The following is a 16,962-nucleotide window of genomic DNA, read 5'->3' as shown; positions in this document are numbered from 1 at the left end:
CCATCAACCGGCACCGGTTGGTCCGGGATGTTGGCCGATGAGCCGACCCGTCAGATACCGGAACCGAAGATACAACATTATTGAGGAGGCGGTAAGCCCGGCCAGCAAACCGATCCATATCCCCGTGCTCGCCAGGGCCGTATGCAACCCGAGGAAATAGCTAACCGGGAATCCGATCAGCCAGTAGGCGATAAAGGTCAGCAACGTGGGGATACGCACATCCTGTAATCCCCGCAGCGCTCCGAGGACCACTACCTGCACGCCATCGGATATCTGGAAGACCGACGCCACGAGCAAGAGCCGGGCCGCCAGTTCCACCACTTCCCGGTTATCGGCAAAATTCACCGTGTCGTCCAGGTCCAGGTACAGCGTGGGGAACCAGTGCCTACCCAGCAGGAACAGCAAGGCAAAGCCCGCCATCAGGAGCACGGTCATCAGGAAAATCGACGTGGCAATGCGCCGCAGTTCCGGGAAATCCCGGAGGCCCAGTTGGTTGCCAACCCGGATCATGGCAGCCACCCCGAGGCCGGTACCGAACATAAAGGTCATGCTGCTCAGGTTCAGGGCAATCTGGTTTGCCGCCTGGGGGTTTTTCCCCAGGACACCGCTCAGCCAGATAGCGGCGGTAAAGATGGCTACCTCAAAAAAGAATTGCAGGGCCGAGGGGAATCCCAGGTTGATAATTTTTCGCAGCATCCGCTTGCCGATCTTGCGAAAGGCGAGGCGCTCAACGTACCCGGCAAAGGCCGGGCGGCGGCGGAACAGGCCCCACAGGATAAAGCACATGGCCACACGGGCCACCAGGGTGCCGACGGCCGCTCCGGTAACCCCCATGGCCGGAAACCCCAGGTGTCCGAATATCAATAGGTAGTTCAGCCCGATATTGATCACGTTGGCCACGATGGTGGCATACATCGGATAGCGCGTCTGGGAAAGCCCCTCCGAGAATTGCTTCAGCGCCTGGAATACGATGAGCGGGATCAGGGAAAGGGCTACCAGGTCGATATACGGCTGGGCAAAAGCCACCACTTCAGGGGGCTGCTCCATCAGGTACATGAGCGGCTTGGCCAGGAGTACCGCCGCAAAAAGGACCAGGCCCAGCAGGCTGCAAAGGACCAGGCCGTGCTGGAGCACCTGCCTGCCCTCTCCCCGGTCGCCCCGTCCGTCCGCCTCCGCTACCAGGGGGGTGATCGCAGTCGAGAACCCGATGCCGAGCGACATGGCGATAAACACAAAACTGTTCCCCAGGGAAACCGCGGCGAGTTCCGCGGTACCCAGCTGGCCCACCATGATATTATCCGCAAAAACGACAAAGGTATGCCCCAGCATCCCGAGGATTACCGGGGACGCCAGGCGGAAGTTATAACGGAATTCGCGGGTGTATTGCTGCAGCAAAACGGGATGTTAGCAGTTATCGGGCCGCATGGCTCCTCAGGGTTGTTTCTTGGCTTCTTCCCAGTGCACGTCCATTTCGGCCAGGGTCATATCGCTGAGTTCCCTCCCGGCCTCCCGGGCCCGGGATTCCAAAAAGTCAAAGCGCGCCATGAATTTCTTGTTGGTCCGTTCCAGGGCATTTTCTGGGTTGATCCCGAGAAAGCGGGCGTAGTTGACCAGGGAGAAGAACACATCGCCCATCTCGGCTTCCAGGGCATCCGCATTGCCGGCGCGCCGCTCCGCCTCGAGTTCGCCCAGTTCTTCACGCACCTTGTCCAGGACCTGTTCGGGCTGTTCCCAGTCAAAGCCCACCCCGGCCACCTTCTCCTGGATCCGGTTGGCCTTGACCAGGGCCGGCAACCCGGCGGGTACTCCCTGCAAAACGCTTTTCTTGCCTTCCCGCAACTTGATGCGTTCCCAATTCGCCTTAACATCCGCCTCGTTGGCCACCTCGGTGTCCCCGTAGATGTGCGGGTGGCGGTGGATCAACTTCTCGCAAATCGCCTCCGCCACGTCCCCGATATCAAAATGGCCGGTTTCCGAGCCGATCCGGGCGTAAAAAACAATATGCAGCAACAAGTCGCCCAACTCTCCCTTGACCTCCTCCAGGTCATTGTCCAGGATGGCATCCCCCAATTCGTAGGTTTCCTCGATAGTCAGCTGCCGGAGGGTCTGCATCGTCTGTTTGCGGTCCCACGGGCAGCCTTCCCGCAATTCGTCCATGATGGTGAGCAGGCGATCGATGGCCTGCAACTGTTTTTCCCGGGTGTTCATAGGGCCCTGTTCTTTCGGCAAAGGTACAAATCCGGGGTTTGGCGGCGAATGGAATTTGGCGTAATTTTAATGGCAAACCAACCCGACCCATGTACGCATTGCGCTTCCTGATTCCCCTCCTGATATTTTCCTCATGCCAACCGGAACCCGGGTTTGATGTCGTTATCCGGGGCGGACAGTTGCTCGACGGCAGCGGCAGCCCGGCCATCCGAGCCGACCTGGGAGTCCGGGGAGATACCATTGCAGCCATCGGGGACCTTTCGGGTCGGAAGGCGAAAACCGAGATCGACGCCACCGGGCTCCACCTGGCCCCGGGGTTTATCAATATGCTCAGCTGGGCAAACGTATCCCTCCTGGAGGACGGCCGCTCGCAGAGCGATATCCGGCAGGGCGTCACCCTGGAAGTACTGGGCGAAGGACGCTCTATGGGGCCCCTTAACGAAGAGATGAAACGGGAGATGCGCAATGGGCAACAGGACATTACCTACGACATCCCCTGGACCACCCTCGGGGAATATCTGCAACACCTGGAAGAGCGTGGCGTATCCACAAATGTAGCCTCTTTTGTGGGCAACGGCACGCTTCGGGAATACGTGATGGGATACGAAAAACGGGCGCCCACCCCTGCGGAAATGGATTCGATGAAAACCCTGCTCCGCCGGGGGATGGAAGAAGGGGCCGTAGGCCTGTCGACCTCCCTGATTTACGTGCCGAGCGGACACGCATCCACGGGCGAAATCACCGACCTGGCACGGGTGGTATCGGAATATGGAGGCATGTATATATCGCATATCCGCAACGAGGAGGACAGCCTGCTCCACGCGGTGCGGGAACTCATCCAAATTGCGGAAGATGCCGATGTGCCGGCCGAGATCTACCACTTCAAGGCTTCCGGACAGGACAATTGGGACCTGTTGGACAGCGCCATCGCCCTGGTGGAGGACGCGCGCAGCCGCGGCCTGGAAATTACCACGGATATGTATATGTACAATGCGAGTTCCACGGGGTTAAATGTGCTGCTGCCGGCCTGGGCCAAGGACGGGGGGCATGAACGTACGATGGAATACCTCCGGGACCCGGAGGCGAGGCAGCGGATGATCGAAGAGGTTAAATTTCACGTCCCCCCGGAGAATATCCTGCTAGTGGGGTTTCGCAACAAGGACATGCGCCACCTGATCGGCAAAAATCTGGCAGAAGTGGCCGCGGAGCGCGGTATCCGGCCCCGGGAAGCCATTGCCGACCTCATCTTTGAGGATGACAGCCGGATTCAGGTGGTCTATTTTTCAATGAGCGAGGAGAATGTCGAAAAAAAACTCGCCCTGCCCTATATGGCAATATGTTCGGATGCGGGCTCCTATACGAATGAAGGGGTTTTCCTGGAACAGAGTACGCACCCGAGGGCCTACGGCTCCTTTGCGCGCCTCCTGTCCCATTTTGTCCGGGATCGCGGGGTCATTTCCCTGAAGGAAGCCGTCCGCCGACTCACCTCCCTGCCGGCGGGCAACCTGAAACTCCGGGGGCGCGGACTGCTCAAACCCGGATACTTTGCCGACGTGGTGGTTTTTGACCCGGAGCGGATCCAGGACCGGGCCACCTTTGAACAACCGCACCAATACGCAACCGGGGTGGAACACGTCCTGGTAAATGGCGTCCCCGTGTTGCAAAACGGGGAGCACACCGGCAATTTCCCCGGGCGTTTCGTCAGGGGGCCGGGATATCAAATGAAAAAACCATAAAACGATGAACCGAATAACGAACGGGCTGGCCCTGGCCGCCCTGGGGATCCTGCTTGCAGGTTGCGTCAGCGAGACTGGCCTGATTGAAGAAGGCGCCGAACTGCAGCTCGTCTCCGAGGCATTTGAATTTACGGAGGGCCCGGCAACTGCCCCAGGGGGCGACGTGTACTTCACCGACCAACCGAACAACCGGATTCACCGCTGGGATGCGAAGACCGGAGAAATCAGCGTATTCATGAAGCCGGCGGGCCGGGCAAACGGCCTGTACTGGGATAACGAAGGCAACCTCCTCGCTGCGGCCGACGAGAAGTTTGAGCTCTGGCGCATTGCCCCGGATAAGTCCGTGGAAGTGCTCACGGATAATTACCAGGGTGCCAAATTCAACGGGCCGAACGATATGTGGGTCCACCCGGACGGCACCATTTATTTTACCGACCCCTATTACCAGCGCCCCTACTGGGAACGGCAGGAAAAGGAAATTGAGGAGGAGCGGGTCTACCGGATCCCTGCAGCCGGAGGGGAGCCCCAGCTAGCAGCAGACGGCCTGGTACAACCCAACGGGATTATCGGGACTCGGGACGGAAAGCGCCTCTACGTCGCGGATATCGGCAACAGCATGACGTACCGGTACGATATCGCCCCGGACGGCAGCCTGGAAAACGCCACCCTGATGATTACCATGGGCTCTGATGGGATGACCCTGGATGAACAGGGGAATATCTACCTGACCGGCCGGGGCGTGCACATTTTCAGCCCGGAGGGCAAAAAACTCCATCATATCGAGGTGCCCGAAAGCTGGACGGCCAACGTAACTTTTGGGGGTACGGATGGCAAAACCTTGTTTATTACAGCCATGGATGCCGTGTACACGCTTCGGATGACCGTGGCCGGGATGCATTGGCAGCCCAAATGACCCCATCCCCCTGATTTTCAATAAATGTTAACGGACCTTCACCCATGATGAGAACTACCCTGACGATCCACTGGTTGCTACTCTTTGTTATGCCCGGCCTGTTTGCCCAGGCAGACAGTATTCCATTGCCCTTCGACCCCGCCCGGGGGGTGGAATGGACCGGTAGTGAGAAACACTACTACAGCGACATCTGGCAAACCGAGGTGGTCACAAACGTGTCCGCACCCAGCATGCAGGTTTTCCGGCCCGGGAAGGGGGCGGGCAATTCGGCAGCCGTAGTGATTGCCCCGGGCGGGGGCCTTTACGGGTTGAGTATCGAAAGTGAAGGCCGGCAGGTAGCCCAATGGCTCGCGGAACGGGGTTTTACGGCTTTTGTGCTCAAATACCGCCTGGTGCCCACGGGTGCCGATGGCGTTGCCGAAATCAGCCAGCTCGGACAGAATGACCCGACCGGCCTGATGGCCAATGTGGGTAAGGTACTCCCCTACTCCATCCAGGACGGGCTGAGCGCGTTGACCTGGGTCCGGTCTCATGCCGGGGAGTACGGTCTGGATCCCGAAAAAATTGGATTCATGGGGTTTTCCGCCGGCGGGGCGGTTACCCTGGGTGTCGGCTATTCGGCTTCCGGGGACAATGTACCGGACTTTTTGGTGCCGGTTTATCCCTGGACGGATGCCTACCCGGTGGCCCCTGCCCCGGAACATGCCCCGCCCCTGCTCGTAATTTGCGCCACCGACGACCCGCTGGGCCTTGCAAAGGGCAGCGTGGAACTCTACACCGCATGGCGGGAAGCCGGGATCCCGGTTGCCCTGCATATGTACAGCCGGGGCGGTCATGGCTTCGGGATGCGGGAACAGGGATTGCCGTCCGACAAGTGGATTGAGCGTTTTTACGATTGGGCCAATGTCCATATTTTAGTGCCTGAACAAAAACAACCAGGCGAATGACACGCATTTCCCCGAATTCTCCCGCCAAGGACATGGGAGTCCTGCTCGCATTGCTTGCGATTTTAATCCAATGCGTCCCTGCATTCGCCCAGGACCCCGGGCGTTTTGAACAGGAAGTCGCCTCCATCACAGCCCGGAACGATAGCTTGTGGAACCCCTATCGGGCCACCTATCTGTTTACCGGCAGCTCGAGTGTCCGCATGTGGGAAAGCCTGGACCGGGATTTTCCCGACAGGCAGGTAATCAATACCGGGTTCGGGGGTTCCCAGGCTTCCGACCTGCTTTTCTACCTGGATCCCCTGATACTGAATTACCGCCCGATGGTGGTTTCCATCTACGAAGGCGACAACGACCTGGCAGAAGGAAAAAGCCCCGGCCGCGCCTTCCGGGATATTGCGGAAATCCTCTCCCGGATCCGGTCGCGTTACCCGGGGATGCCCGTGGTGTTGATCTCCGCCAAACCGAGTATCAGCCGGTGGAAGCTACGGGGAAAATACGAGCGATTTAACCGGAAGTTGAGCCGGCTGGCGGAAGCGGACCCCCTGACCCGCTATGCCGATGTCTGGACACCGATGCTCCAGGCGGACGGGTCCCTGAATGAAACTTTGTTTATTGAAGACGGACTGCATATGAATGCCGAAGGATACCGCATCTGGAAATCTGTTTTGGGTCCGCTGATCGGGCAATCGAATTAATAAAAACACCACGCGCTCCAACACCACGCGCAAACAATTGAACATAGCATGAAAAACCTGAAATGGGGCAGTGCCCTGATCCGAATTGCCCTGGCCGGTTGGCTGGGAGTGGCCCTGTGGGCATGTGCCGATGAGCAGCGGCCCCGTATTGAATTTCCAGAAACGGATTTGGCGGAAGCCGCCCTGATCCCGAAACCCCTGTCCGTGGTACCTACCCACGATGCTTTTGGCCTTGACCGGCACGTGGCGATCTACAGCGGGGGCGCCGCAGGCATGGCCGAGGTGGCGGAAACCCTCGCAGGCCATATTGAGGCGCGTACCGGCCTGAGGCTGCCCGTGGACAATGAAAACAAAGAAGGGATCCACCGGGCGATTTATTTCAACCAATCCCCTGCGGACGGGCCCGAAGGATACCAGTTGTATATCACCCGCGATTCCGTACTGATCAACAGCGCGAATGCCGAGGGGGCCTTCCACGCCGTACAGACCCTGCGGCAGCTGATTCCGTCGGCAGCCAATGACACCCTGACGGAATACCCCATCTGGCCGCTTCCCACTGGAAAAATCACCGATAAGACGGAATTTGCCTACCGGGGGGCCATGCTCGATGTGGCCCGGCATTTCTTTTCCGTTTCCGACGTCAAAAAATACCTGGACGTGATGGCCTATTACAAACTGAATGTCCTCCACCTGCACCTGACGGACGACCAGGGCTGGCGGATCGAAATCAAATCGTGGCCGAAACTGACCGAAGTAGGCGGCAGCACCGAAGTAGGAGGTGGCCCCGGCGGGTATTACACCCAGGAGGAATACAAAGAAATCGTTGCCTATGCAGCGGAGCGGTTTATCACGATTGTGCCGGAAGTGGACATGCCCGGGCATACGAATGCGGCCTCTGTTGCCTACCCGTTTTTGAACGGGAACGGGAAAACCCCGGCCCTGTATACCGGGACGCAAGTGGGGTTCAGCACCTGGGACACGCGTAAGGACACGGTTTATGCCTTTATCGACGATGTTATCCGGGAAATTTCCGAGATGACCCCCGGGCCCTACTTCCACATTGGTGGAGACGAAAGCCACGTCACTGCAAAGGACGATTACATCTATTTTGTGGAGCGGGTGGAACCCATCGTGCGGAAGTACGGGAAACGGATGATCGGTTGGGACGAAATTGCCAATGCCTCCCTGGACAGCAGTTCGGTAGCCCAATTCTGGGCCGATGAGGAAAACGCCCGGAAAGCGGTTAACCAGGGGATGCAGGTGATCCTCTCCCCGGCCCGGAAGGCCTACCTGGATATGCAATACGATTCCACCTCCACCTTCGGGCTCCACTGGGCCGCCTATATCCCCGTGGACAGCGCTTACATCTGGAACCCCCAGGCCTATGCGGCCGGAATTGCCAAAAAGGACATCCTGGGGATTGAAGCCCCCCTGTGGTCGGAGACGATATCAGAACTCAGCGAACTGGAGTACCTGGCATTCCCAAGGCTGCCCGGCTACGCAGAACTCGGATGGACGGAACCCGCCCAGTTATCCTGGGAGGACTACAAGCACCGCCTGGCCGCCCAGGCGGACTATTTTAAGCGGATGGATATCCGGTATTACCCGTCGGACCGCGTACCGTGGCCGGACGAGTTCCCTGAACCGGACCTCAAGGACTGACCCGTTCCCGGCAGCCCTTCCGGGGGTTCCGCCTGCCAGAGATATGTGGGGGCTTTCCGCATATCCGGCCAGACGGCATCCAGGGTTTCCGCCTCGTACATCCGTCCGTTCTTGACCACATATCGGACGGTATTCGTATTGCGCAGGTCGTCCAGCGGATTCGCATCCAGGATAACCAGGTCTGCCAGTTTTCCGGCTTTCAGGCTGCCCAGGTCGCCATCGAGTCCCAGGGAACGGGCCCCCAGCAGGGTGGCTACCCGCAGGGCGTCTGAGTTTTCCATGCCGCTGCTGGCCACGGACCATAACTCCCAGTGGTAACCCAGGCCCTGCAACTGGCCGTGGGACCCTATCCCGGCCAATCCCCCGGCGTCTACCAGGTCCTTCATGAATTCGGCGTGCTTTTCAAAGACGTGTTCCTCGTCCATAAACCAACCCGGGCGTCTCCGAGATTTTGAGGCGAGTTCTTCGTAGGGCGTGAAATGCCGGATTTTTGAATCCCCCCAAACGTCTTCGGTGGCGTAGAAATAGTTCTCCGCCCAGGGCCCGCCATAGGCCACCAGCAAGGTAGGGGTCACCGCCATCCCCGCATCCGCAATGGTGCGGACCACGTCGTTGTAGATCGGGTAGATGGGCAGGGAGTGTTCGTGCCCCGGGTACCCGTCCAGGAGCTGGGTCATGTTCAGCTTAAAATCCAGCCCGCCCTCTGTGGTGGGCATCAGGCCGAGTTCTTTGGCCGCCATGATCACCCATTGCCGGTGCTTCCGGTTCCCGGTCAGGTACATCTTGATGGTCTTCGTATCGTAGTATTCGCTGTACTGCCGCAAAACTTTTTTGGTGTGCTCCAGGCTGGTCAGCTTATAGCGCCAGTACCCCACCCCGGGCCCGGTGCTGTAGATCCGGGGGCCCGGCATCATCCCGGCATTGACCATGTCCGAATAGGTCAGGACATCCGTGGTGGCTGTCTGGGGGTCGCGCGTGGTGGTGACCCCATAGGCCAGATTGGCCCCGTAGATCCAAATCCGGTTCTTGTGGATGCCCCAGGCCGGCCACATATGTGCGTGCGTATCGACAAAACCCGGGACAATTGTCTTCCCGCTCATATCCCTTACCTCGGTCCCCTCCGGGATTTGCAGGCTCCCCGCCGGACCCAGGGCGGCGATGCGGTTGTCCCGGATGAGCAGGTCCCCGGTTTCATGGACCGTATCCCCTTCCATGGTGATCAGGCGGGCTCCTGCAAGCAGCAGGGTCCCTTTGGGGATATCCTGACGGTATTTCAGGGGGATGCGAAACTCGTCTGCTTCGAAAACCGGTTCCTCCTCATCCTTGTCCGCCCCGCTTACGGAATCTTTTTTCACCGGGTTTTCCTTTTCGGCCTTTTTAACGGCTTCCAGGCTGTCCCGGAATTGTTCCCCGGCGGCGAGGTCATAGGTAAAATGGCTGGCGCCCAAAGACCAGTGTACCTTACCGCTATCCCCCGACCAGGCCGGGAATTCCCCGCCCAGTTGTGTGAGCTTTACTGCCGGGAATGCGGCATCCCCGGGCTTGGCTACCGAAACGGTGGGTGTTTTCCCATACCGGGGTACGTGCACCGAGTAAATGTCGTTGTTAATTTGTGCCAGGGCCCGCTTCCCGTTCGGGGAAATTCGCACTTCGGCCGGGCGGGAGGCCTTGTCGTCTTCTTCTCGCAAGCCGGAATCCTGGGGCAGCAATCCGTGTCCGCCATGCCCGGACTCCGTCAGGATATCCCGGGACCCATAGGTCTCAATCCCTTTGAGGATCAGGTGTTGTTTTTCGTCCGTCCCGTCCCACCGAAGCGACAGCAACCCGCGCTGCGGGTGGCTCAGGTAGATCCGGTCGTCCCCCCTGGTAAAATGCGGGGTTGTCCGACCCTCTGATTTGTCGATCAGCGTTTGCGCCCCGCCATCGGACGGGATCCAGACCAGGTCTTCCCGGCTGCCCCTGGTGTTCGGGCCCGTCCCTTCGTCATAAGCCTGGGCATAGCCCCGTAGGAATACGATGCGGTCCGAGTTGTAGGACCAGGCCGGCTGGGAATAGATACCCGGGACGCGGGTTATGGCACGCGCTCCCCCGCGCCCGTCAGTGCGGACCTTGTAGAGGTGCCCCCCGCCGGGTTGCCAGCCTGAAAAAACCAGTTCGCCCCCATCCGGGGACCAGGCCGGTTGCGCCTCGGTAAATTCGTGGTCGGTGAGTCGCCGGGGGGTCCCGTCCGGGAGCTCCATCACATAGAGCCGGTTGAGGGCCGTAAAGGCCAGGTGTTTCCCGTCCGGGGAGGGAACGGCATCCCGGATTTGCGTTACGGGGAGTTCCGGGGTGTCGGAAATCGGGTATTTGAAATCCAGGCGCGGGCCCAGGTCCAGGGAAACCGGGGCAGTAAAGGGTATTTCGCGAACGGAATTGTCCGCAATGGACAGGGCCCGGATCTTCCCGCCATAGGAGAGGAAGAGCTCTTTGCTATCCGGGGAAAAGGCCATGGCCGGGAGTACCCCCAGCGGGGCGATGGATTCCTGTTCATCCCGCTGCACCGGGTAGGCGAGCCAGCGCTCCTCCCCGGTTTCCAGGTTGCGCAGCCGCAGCCCGGTGTGTTCTTCATAACGGCTCCCGAACACCAGCCATTTCCCGTCCGGGCTGGGCGTGGGGGTAAAAGCCGACCCGTATCGGGAGGTTATTACCGCCATACCGCCGTCCTCCATATCATAGGTACCTATCTGGTATTGGGGCAGTTGGGCATTGTAATTCCAGGCGCCCGTCCGCCGGGAGAAGTAGATGCGTTTGCCATCCGGGGAAAAGGCCGGGTCGATGGTTTTGAGATTCTCGGGTTTGTCCAGCAACTGGCTCCCGCCGCCACCCTCCCTGTGATACAGGTGCAATTTGATGTTGCGGCGTCCGGCAGCCCCTACCACATAGGTCCCGTCCGGCGACCAGTCCGCTGAAAAGTAGTGTTTGTTCTCCGATTTTGTAAGCTGGGTTTCCTCCCGGGATTCCAGGTCCATGATCCAGATATTCTCGGAGCCGCTTTTGTCGGAAATATACAACAGGGAGTTGCCGTCCGGGCTGAACCGCGGATGCACCTCATAAGGCAGGCCCCGGGTCAGGGCGGTGGCCGTGCCCCCGGTTGCCGGGATGGTGTAAATATCGCCCATCAGGTCAAAGGCAATCGTTTGCCCGTCCGGGCTGACATCCAATGAGATCCAGGTTCCCTGTTGGGCCTGAAAGGAAATTTTGCGGGACGGCTCCAGGGGGAGGCCTTCCTCTTTCTTTCCGGCGGTATCTTTTTCGGTGGAATCCTTCCCTGAATTCTGGGAATGAGCAGTCAGGAGAAATAACCCGGTGAGCAGCAGCAAGGCCCTGCGCACAAAGAATTTGGCAAACATTTTAAACGTATTAGCGGTTTCTCCGCTAAATATAGGGAATTATGCCCCCTGTCTGCGGGGGTCGACCTGCTCTTTTCCCGGATCGGCCATGCGGTTCAACAGGGGTTTCCCATACGTCGCCGGGGTCTATCCTTTCTTCCCGGGTGTGTTTGCGGGGGCAGGTCCGCTCCCGTCTGCATCCGCTTCCTGGCCCTCCTCAGCAGCGTCCGGGTCCGAAAAATCTTCAAAACCGTTGTCCAGCAACAGGTTGTACCATTGGATCACCTTGCGGATGTCGCTCGGGTAGACGCGGTCCTCGTCGTAATTCGGAAGCACCTCAAAGAAATATTCCTCGAGCTCCAGTTTTCCCGCCTTGTGGTTGATGGAGGTGTTGCCCCCGTCCTCCTTCTTCTGGATCCTGGCAAAAACCTCCCGAAGCGGCAGCTCCTCATCCAGTGTGTAGATGGCAATTTCGGAGAGGACGCTTACATTGCCGGTCATCCCGACGCTGATCTTCCTCCCGTCAGCCAGGGATTCGGCCACAAAGCCGGAACGGGTTTGCGTTACCAGACGAAACAGGCCCGGCTTTCCGGCGATGGACAATATCTTATCTAAACTCATAAAGTGATTTTCGGCTGCAAATATGCTAAAAATTAAGTCTACCGCCCCCGTTTTACGGCCGGGAACCGCATCTTATAATCAATCTGTACCTTCCCTTTGGAAATATTGGTCAGTTTCCCCTTGAGCAGGCGCTTTTTCAGGGAGGAGATGTGATCCGTAAAAAGGATCCCCTCAATGTGGTCGTACTCGTGCTGGATGACCCGGGCCAACAACCCGTCAAAGGTCTCCGTATGCTCCTTGAATTCCGCATCCTGATAGCGGAGGGTAATCGTGTCCTGCCGGGTGACGTCCTCGCGGATATCCGGGATACTCAGGCAACCCTCGTTGAAAGCCCATTTCTTCCCGGTCTCCTCCTGCATCTGCGCATTGATAAAAACGCGCTTGAACGCCCGGAGCTTTTCCTGCTCCTCGGGGGAGAAATCCTCGTCCTCCGCAAAGGGCGAGGTGTCGACCAGGAACAGCCGGATGGGCCGGCCCACCTGGGGGGCTGCCAGCCCCACCCCGTTGGCCTGGTACATAGTTTCCCACATATTCTCGATCAGGGTGGCGAGTTCCGGGTATTCCGGCCCAATCGTTTCGCATTTCCTGCGCAGTACCGGGTCTCCGTATGCGACTATTGGTAAGATCATAATTCTTTGCTGCTTAAATACGATTGCAGGATCAGGGTGGCGCTGATTTTGTCCACGGCTGCCTTATCGCGTCGTTTCTTTTTCTTCATCCCTCCTTCTATCATGGCCCGGACCGCCATTTGCGAGCTGAACCGTTCGTCCTGCCGGCTCAGGGGTAGATCCGGAAAACGTTTTTTTACACGCTCAATAAAGCTGCGGATTTCGGCTTCGATCCCGGACGGGCTGTTATCCATCCGACGCGGCTCCCCGATCACAATTCGTTCCACCTGCTCCTCCCCCATATAGCTTTCCAGGAAATCCAGCAATTCCGGGGTCCGTACTGTGGTCAGCCCGGAAGCGATCATCTGCAACGGGTCGGTCACGGCAATGCCGGTGCGTTTCTGCCCATAGTCCAAAGCGAGTATCCTGCCCAAATAAATTTTTTGGCAAAAATAACGGATAAATCGTTACAGGTATAAATCCGGCAGGACAATTGGGCAACAGCAGCTATCTTTGCGCAAATTCTAAAGACCCGATGGACACGTTAAAAACCAAGATCGAAGCCGCCTGGGAAAACCGGGAATTGCTCATGGAAGCAGAAACACAACAAGCGATCCGGGAGGTCATCGACCTGCTCGATGCCGGGGAATTGCGCTGCGCCAACCCGGGGCCTGACGGCTGGGAAGTCCAGGAATGGGTAAAGAAAGGCGTCGTACTGTATTTCCCCATCCAGAAAATGGAAACCCTGGAAGCCGGGATTTTTGAATACCACGACAAGATTCCCCTTAAGAAAGGGTATCGCGAAAAAGGCATCCGCGTGGTTCCCCATGCAGTAGCCCGCCACGGTGCATACATTGCCGGGGGGACGATCCTGATGCCCAGTTACGTGAATATTGGCGCTTATGTGGACCAGGGTACGATGGTGGATACCTGGGCCACAGTGGGCAGTTGCGCGCAGATCGGGAAGAACGTTCACCTGAGCGGCGGCGTCGGGATCGGCGGGGTCCTGGAACCCCTCCAGGCCGCCCCGGTCATCATCGAGGACAATGCCTTTATCGGCAGCCGGTCCATTGTTGTAGAAGGCGTGCGGGTGGAACGGGAAGCCGTACTCGGGGCCAACGTGGTGCTCACGGCATCCACGCGGATCATCGATGTCAGCGGGGCATCCCCTGTGGAATACAAAGGTCGCGTTCCCGCCCGTTCCGTAGTAATCCCCGGCAGCTATACCAAGGAGTTCCCGGCCGGGACCTACCAGGTGTCCTGTGCGCTGATCATCGGGCAGCGCAAGGAGAGTACGGACAAGAAGACCTCCCTGAACGACGCGCTCCGGGAATACGACGTCGCGGTCTGAGGCAAAAGGGCCGTTCACAGGGGCCCCGGTAGGACCGGGCGTTCCGGAAATACAGCGCCGGGGAAGCTCTTTTTTGGCAAAAATTATACTAATCGGGCCGATTTGCTGTTATAACTAGGCAGCCCTTAAATCCATCCCGATATGCGTGTCCCTCAGAAGGAAACACCCGAGATATCCGCACTCATCATTACCTACAACGAAATCGAACAGATAGCAGCCTGCATCGAAAGTATCGATTTTGTATCGGAAATCGTCGTGGTGGACTCCTACAGTACGGACGGCACCTATGAGTACCTGCAGGCCCATCCCCGGGTACGCGTCATTCGCCATGCCTTCAGGAATTTTACCGCCCAGAAGAATTTTGCACTGATGCACGCCCGCCACGACTGGGTCCTGTTCATCGATGCGGACGAACGAATCCCGGCGGGCCTCCGGGATGAAATCCTCGGCGAGCTTTCGAATCCCGGGAATGAAACAAATGCGTATTGGTTCTACCGCAAATTCATGTTTTGCGGCAAACCGCTCCGGTTCAGCGGCTGGCAGACCGATAAGAACATCCGGCTCTTCCGCCGCAGCAAAGCGCGTTATTCCTCCGAACGGATTGTCCACGAGCGCCTGGAAGTGGAAGGCCAAACCGCCTGCCTCTCCGAGCGAATGATTCATTACTGTTACCAGGGGTATTCCGATTACAAGGGCAAAATGCAACTCTACGGCCAGATGAAAGCCCTGGAGGCGTTCCGGAAAAACCGTCGATTCACCTACCTGAAATGGGTGGTCAAACCCCTCTGGAGGTTCCTCTTCAATTTCATTTGCCGGCTGGGCTTCCTGGACGGCTACCGCGGGTTGGTTATATGCTTTCTCGGCGCTCTGGAAGACGTACAGCGCTACCGGGTGCTGCGATTGATTGAACGGGAGTACCGGGCCGCACAGTACAGTCTGCCCCGCCTCAGTAAAAAAGGCTTCCTGGTAAGCGCCCTGACCCCTCAGCAATAGGGAGCGGCTTCACTACACGTGCCATTTCCCGTCGCCCCATTTACGACTTCGCTTGATTTCCGGCCCGTTGTTGCCGATATAACAACGCCACTCCCAAAAACCTCCCAGGTTCGCAAAAAATAAAAATTCATTTTGTTCATACTTTGAGAATGCTTTTTTTCGTTCTCTGAAAGTAATCGGAATCGTACGCACCCATGAATAAGGCCGAAGGTAACACCCGGTTGACCGCGCTCATTATCACCTACAACGAAATCGGGTATATTGAGCGATGCCTGGAATCGATTGCCTTTGCGGATGAAATTGTGGTAGTGGATTCCTTCAGTACGGACGGCACGTACGAATACCTGCTGGAACAACCCAATGTTCGGGTAATCCAGCATCCCTTCGAAAATTTCACCCTGCAGAAATCCTTTGCGCTGACCCAGGCCTCCAACGACTGGGTCCTGTTCCTGGATGCGGATGAGGTAGTACCCGGGGCCTTGCGCCGGGAAATCCAGGATACCATTGCAGGCAATACCGACCACGCAGCCTTCTGGTTTTACCGGCAATTTATGTTTGCCGGCAAACCGCTAAGGTTCAGCGGCTGGCAGACCGATAAAAACTACCGCCTGTTCCGACGGAGCAAAGCCCGGTTCACGGACCGGAAAATCGTTCACGAAACCCTGGAAGTAGACGGGTCTTCGGGAATCCTGCAGGAGCGCCTGATCCATTACTGCTATAAGAACTACGAAGACTACCGGTCTAAAATGTTGCATTACGGCCGGCTGAAGGCGCGGGAAGATTTTTTCAGGGAGAAAGGCTTTAATTACTTCTTTATGATGTTGAAGCCCCTGTGGAAATTCTTTAACCACTATATACTCCGCCTCGGGATCCTGGACGGCCGAAAGGGTATGGTCATCTGTTACCTGAACGCCCTGGGCGTCCTGGAGCGATACCGGGAATTGAAGAAGCTCGAACAGAAAAATGAGCTGGCCTACTACTTGTTGATGCCGTAGTGCGTCCAGACGTGCCTGCCGCGGCGCGTTTCCTTTCGTATCGCCGCGTTCTTGGCCAGTGTCTCCGGCGTCTTGTACCCCCGCTTGTGGTCCAGGTGTACACACACCGCGCTGTAGCGCAATTGTTTCGGCCGGATTCCGAAGTTTACCAGCCGCTCGCCCAGTTCCCGGTCCTGCCCCCCGTACTGCATGCGCTCGTCAAAACCATTGACATTCAGGATGTCCTTTTTCCAGCCCGATGAATTGTGCCCGTTCCAGCTGGCATTGGTGGGGGTGAGCCGGTTGAAGAGCCTGGAAGCCAACCCCCTGACGATCAGTTTCGTGTTCTTGAAAGTCTTCGGGATTCCCTGTTCCTTGAGCCAGTGGATATTGAAGCAGCGTTGCTTCTCGATATCCTCCCGGGTAATGGCCAGGGAGATATTCATCGGGAGCATGTAATAGCCCCCGGAAATAAAACATCCCTTTTCCTTGTTGAAGTGGTGGACCTGTACAAAATCGTTTCGCGGGATGCAATCCCCGTCGGTCATGATGATGTACGCTGCCCGGCAGGCCAGCAGCGCCTTGTTCAATATCCGGGATTTCTGGAATCCGTCATCCTCCTGCCAAACGTGGAGGATGTCGTAGAACACCTCCCCCCGCATCCGGTCAATCAGTTCCCGGGTGGCCTCCCGGGAGCCGTCATCCGCAATGACAACCTCAAAGTCCCTGAACAACTGGCAATTGAAGCCGATCAGCACTTTTTCCAGCCATTTCTCGGCATTGAAGGTGCTGATGATTACCGATATTTTTGGTTGATCCATAATCGAAAATACGCAAAAGCAAAAATAACGAACGCATATTGCATATTTTTGTCCGAAGCCTG

At 57.7% G+C, this 16,962-nt stretch carries 15 protein-coding genes; 8 read left to right on the top strand and 7 right to left on the bottom strand.

Translation table 11 applies throughout. The features are described from left to right. Positions 1-3 precede the first annotated feature (3 nt). Entirely contained in the window at positions 4-1,395 is a 1,392-nt protein-coding gene (locus tag AC3DKS_RS11880) for an MATE family efflux transporter (RefSeq protein WP_272607988.1), read from the bottom strand. A gap of 36 nt (positions 1,396-1,431) precedes the next feature. Continuing rightward, a complete protein-coding gene (mazG, locus tag AC3DKS_RS11875; protein WP_272607987.1) occupies positions 1,432-2,208 on the bottom strand; it encodes a nucleoside triphosphate pyrophosphohydrolase in 777 nt (258 codons plus the stop codon). Between the two features lie 89 nt (positions 2,209-2,297). On the opposite strand from mazG, the gene AC3DKS_RS11870 reads away from it, so the two are divergent. Genes AC3DKS_RS11870 through AC3DKS_RS11850 form a run of 5 tightly spaced genes read left to right on the top strand, consistent with a single transcriptional unit; the run spans position 2,298 to position 8,161 of the window. Beyond that, positions 2,298-3,944, top strand: a complete 1,647-nt coding sequence (locus AC3DKS_RS11870; protein WP_272607986.1) for an N-acyl-D-amino-acid deacylase family protein — start codon at positions 2,298-2,300, stop codon at positions 3,942-3,944. A 4-nt stretch (positions 3,945-3,948) separates the two neighbouring features. Then, the gene (locus tag AC3DKS_RS11865) at positions 3,949-4,857 is read left to right on the top strand and encodes an SMP-30/gluconolactonase/LRE family protein (protein ID WP_272607985.1); all 909 of its coding nucleotides are present in this window, start codon (positions 3,949-3,951) and stop codon (positions 4,855-4,857) included. A 44-nt stretch (positions 4,858-4,901) separates the two neighbouring features. Further along, on the top strand, positions 4,902-5,804 hold the full coding sequence (locus AC3DKS_RS11860; RefSeq protein ID WP_238528058.1) for an alpha/beta hydrolase: 903 nt from the start codon (positions 4,902-4,904) through the stop codon (positions 5,802-5,804). Beyond that, positions 5,801-6,499, top strand: coding sequence for an SGNH/GDSL hydrolase family protein (locus tag AC3DKS_RS11855; RefSeq protein WP_015754272.1), 699 nt, complete (start codon positions 5,801-5,803; stop codon positions 6,497-6,499). Before AC3DKS_RS11860 ends, AC3DKS_RS11855 begins: the two co-directional genes overlap by 4 nt. A 48-nt stretch (positions 6,500-6,547) precedes the next feature. Continuing rightward, positions 6,548-8,161, top strand: coding sequence for a beta-N-acetylhexosaminidase (locus AC3DKS_RS11850; RefSeq protein WP_015754271.1), 1,614 nt, complete (start codon positions 6,548-6,550; stop codon positions 8,159-8,161). Here AC3DKS_RS11850 and AC3DKS_RS11845 read toward each other — a convergent pair. The 4 genes from AC3DKS_RS11845 to ruvX all read right to left on the bottom strand — a co-directional run bounded on the left by AC3DKS_RS11845 (position 8,101) and on the right by ruvX (position 13,195). Next, on the bottom strand, positions 8,101-11,553 hold the full coding sequence (locus AC3DKS_RS11845) for an amidohydrolase family protein (protein ID WP_272607984.1): 3,453 nt from the start codon (positions 11,551-11,553) through the stop codon (positions 8,101-8,103). The two genes, AC3DKS_RS11850 and AC3DKS_RS11845, sit on opposite strands and share 61 nt — an antisense overlap. A 126-nt stretch (positions 11,554-11,679) precedes the next feature. Next, positions 11,680-12,153 (bottom strand): DUF5606 family protein, encoded by a 474-nt coding sequence (locus AC3DKS_RS11840; protein WP_272607983.1) that lies wholly within the window; start codon positions 12,151-12,153, stop codon positions 11,680-11,682. 38 nt (positions 12,154-12,191) lie between these two features. After that, positions 12,192-12,782: a peptide deformylase gene (def, locus tag AC3DKS_RS11835; protein ID WP_272607982.1), complete on the bottom strand. Its 591-nt coding sequence runs from the start codon at positions 12,780-12,782 to the stop codon at positions 12,192-12,194. Further along, entirely contained in the window at positions 12,779-13,195 is a 417-nt protein-coding gene (gene ruvX / locus AC3DKS_RS11830) for a Holliday junction resolvase RuvX (RefSeq protein WP_272607981.1), read from the bottom strand. The genes def and ruvX overlap by 4 nt, the downstream gene beginning before the upstream one ends. Positions 13,196-13,296: 101 nt before the next feature. On the opposite strand from ruvX, the gene AC3DKS_RS11825 reads away from it, so the two are divergent. The 3 genes from AC3DKS_RS11825 (at position 13,297) to AC3DKS_RS11815 (ending at position 16,100) form a co-directional block, all read left to right on the top strand. After that, positions 13,297-14,112: a 2,3,4,5-tetrahydropyridine-2,6-dicarboxylate N-succinyltransferase gene (locus AC3DKS_RS11825; RefSeq protein ID WP_272607980.1), complete on the top strand. Its 816-nt coding sequence runs from the start codon at positions 13,297-13,299 to the stop codon at positions 14,110-14,112. Between the two features lie 141 nt (positions 14,113-14,253). Continuing rightward, positions 14,254-15,105 (top strand): glycosyltransferase family 2 protein, encoded by an 852-nt coding sequence (locus AC3DKS_RS11820; protein WP_015754265.1) that lies wholly within the window; start codon positions 14,254-14,256, stop codon positions 15,103-15,105. Positions 15,106-15,299: 194 nt separating this feature from the next. Further along, the gene (locus tag AC3DKS_RS11815) at positions 15,300-16,100 is read left to right on the top strand and encodes a glycosyltransferase family 2 protein (protein ID WP_015754264.1); all 801 of its coding nucleotides are present in this window, start codon (positions 15,300-15,302) and stop codon (positions 16,098-16,100) included. Here AC3DKS_RS11815 and AC3DKS_RS11810 read toward each other — a convergent pair. Continuing rightward, on the bottom strand, positions 16,082-16,900 hold the full coding sequence (locus tag AC3DKS_RS11810) for a glycosyltransferase family 2 protein (protein ID WP_015754263.1): 819 nt from the start codon (positions 16,898-16,900) through the stop codon (positions 16,082-16,084). The two genes, AC3DKS_RS11815 and AC3DKS_RS11810, sit on opposite strands and share 19 nt — an antisense overlap. Positions 16,901-16,962 lie beyond the last annotated feature (62 nt).

The sequence above is a fragment of the Robiginitalea sp. genome (assembly GCF_982776155.1).
The sequence above is the reverse complement of the archived record's forward strand: the minus strand, read 5'-3'. Positions and strand labels throughout refer to the sequence as shown.

Bases quoted from the DNA above. Each gene is read 5' to 3' on its own strand.
- AC3DKS_RS11865 (WP_272607985.1), top strand. From the start codon at position 3,949: ATGAACCGAATAACGAACGGGCTGGCCCTGGCCGCCCTGGGGATCCTG.
- AC3DKS_RS11840 (WP_272607983.1), bottom strand. From the start codon at position 12,153: ATGAGTTTAGATAAGATATTGTCCATCGCCGGAAAGCCGGGCCTGTTT.
- AC3DKS_RS11845 (WP_272607984.1), bottom strand. From the start codon at position 11,553: ATGTTTGCCAAATTCTTTGTGCGCAGGGCCTTGCTGCTGCTCACCGGG.
- AC3DKS_RS11850 (WP_015754271.1), top strand. From the start codon at position 6,548: ATGAAAAACCTGAAATGGGGCAGTGCCCTGATCCGAATTGCCCTGGCC.
- def (WP_272607982.1), bottom strand. From the start codon at position 12,782: ATGATCTTACCAATAGTCGCATACGGAGACCCGGTACTGCGCAGGAAA.
- AC3DKS_RS11855 (WP_015754272.1), top strand. From the start codon at position 5,801: ATGACACGCATTTCCCCGAATTCTCCCGCCAAGGACATGGGAGTCCTG.
- AC3DKS_RS11870 (WP_272607986.1), top strand. From the start codon at position 2,298: ATGTACGCATTGCGCTTCCTGATTCCCCTCCTGATATTTTCCTCATGC.
- AC3DKS_RS11810 (WP_015754263.1), bottom strand. From the start codon at position 16,900: ATGGATCAACCAAAAATATCGGTAATCATCAGCACCTTCAATGCCGAG.
- mazG (WP_272607987.1), bottom strand. From the start codon at position 2,208: ATGAACACCCGGGAAAAACAGTTGCAGGCCATCGATCGCCTGCTCACC.
- AC3DKS_RS11815 (WP_015754264.1), top strand. From the start codon at position 15,300: ATGAATAAGGCCGAAGGTAACACCCGGTTGACCGCGCTCATTATCACC.
- AC3DKS_RS11860 (WP_238528058.1), top strand. From the start codon at position 4,902: ATGATGAGAACTACCCTGACGATCCACTGGTTGCTACTCTTTGTTATG.
- AC3DKS_RS11820 (WP_015754265.1), top strand. From the start codon at position 14,254: ATGCGTGTCCCTCAGAAGGAAACACCCGAGATATCCGCACTCATCATT.
- AC3DKS_RS11825 (WP_272607980.1), top strand. From the start codon at position 13,297: ATGGACACGTTAAAAACCAAGATCGAAGCCGCCTGGGAAAACCGGGAA.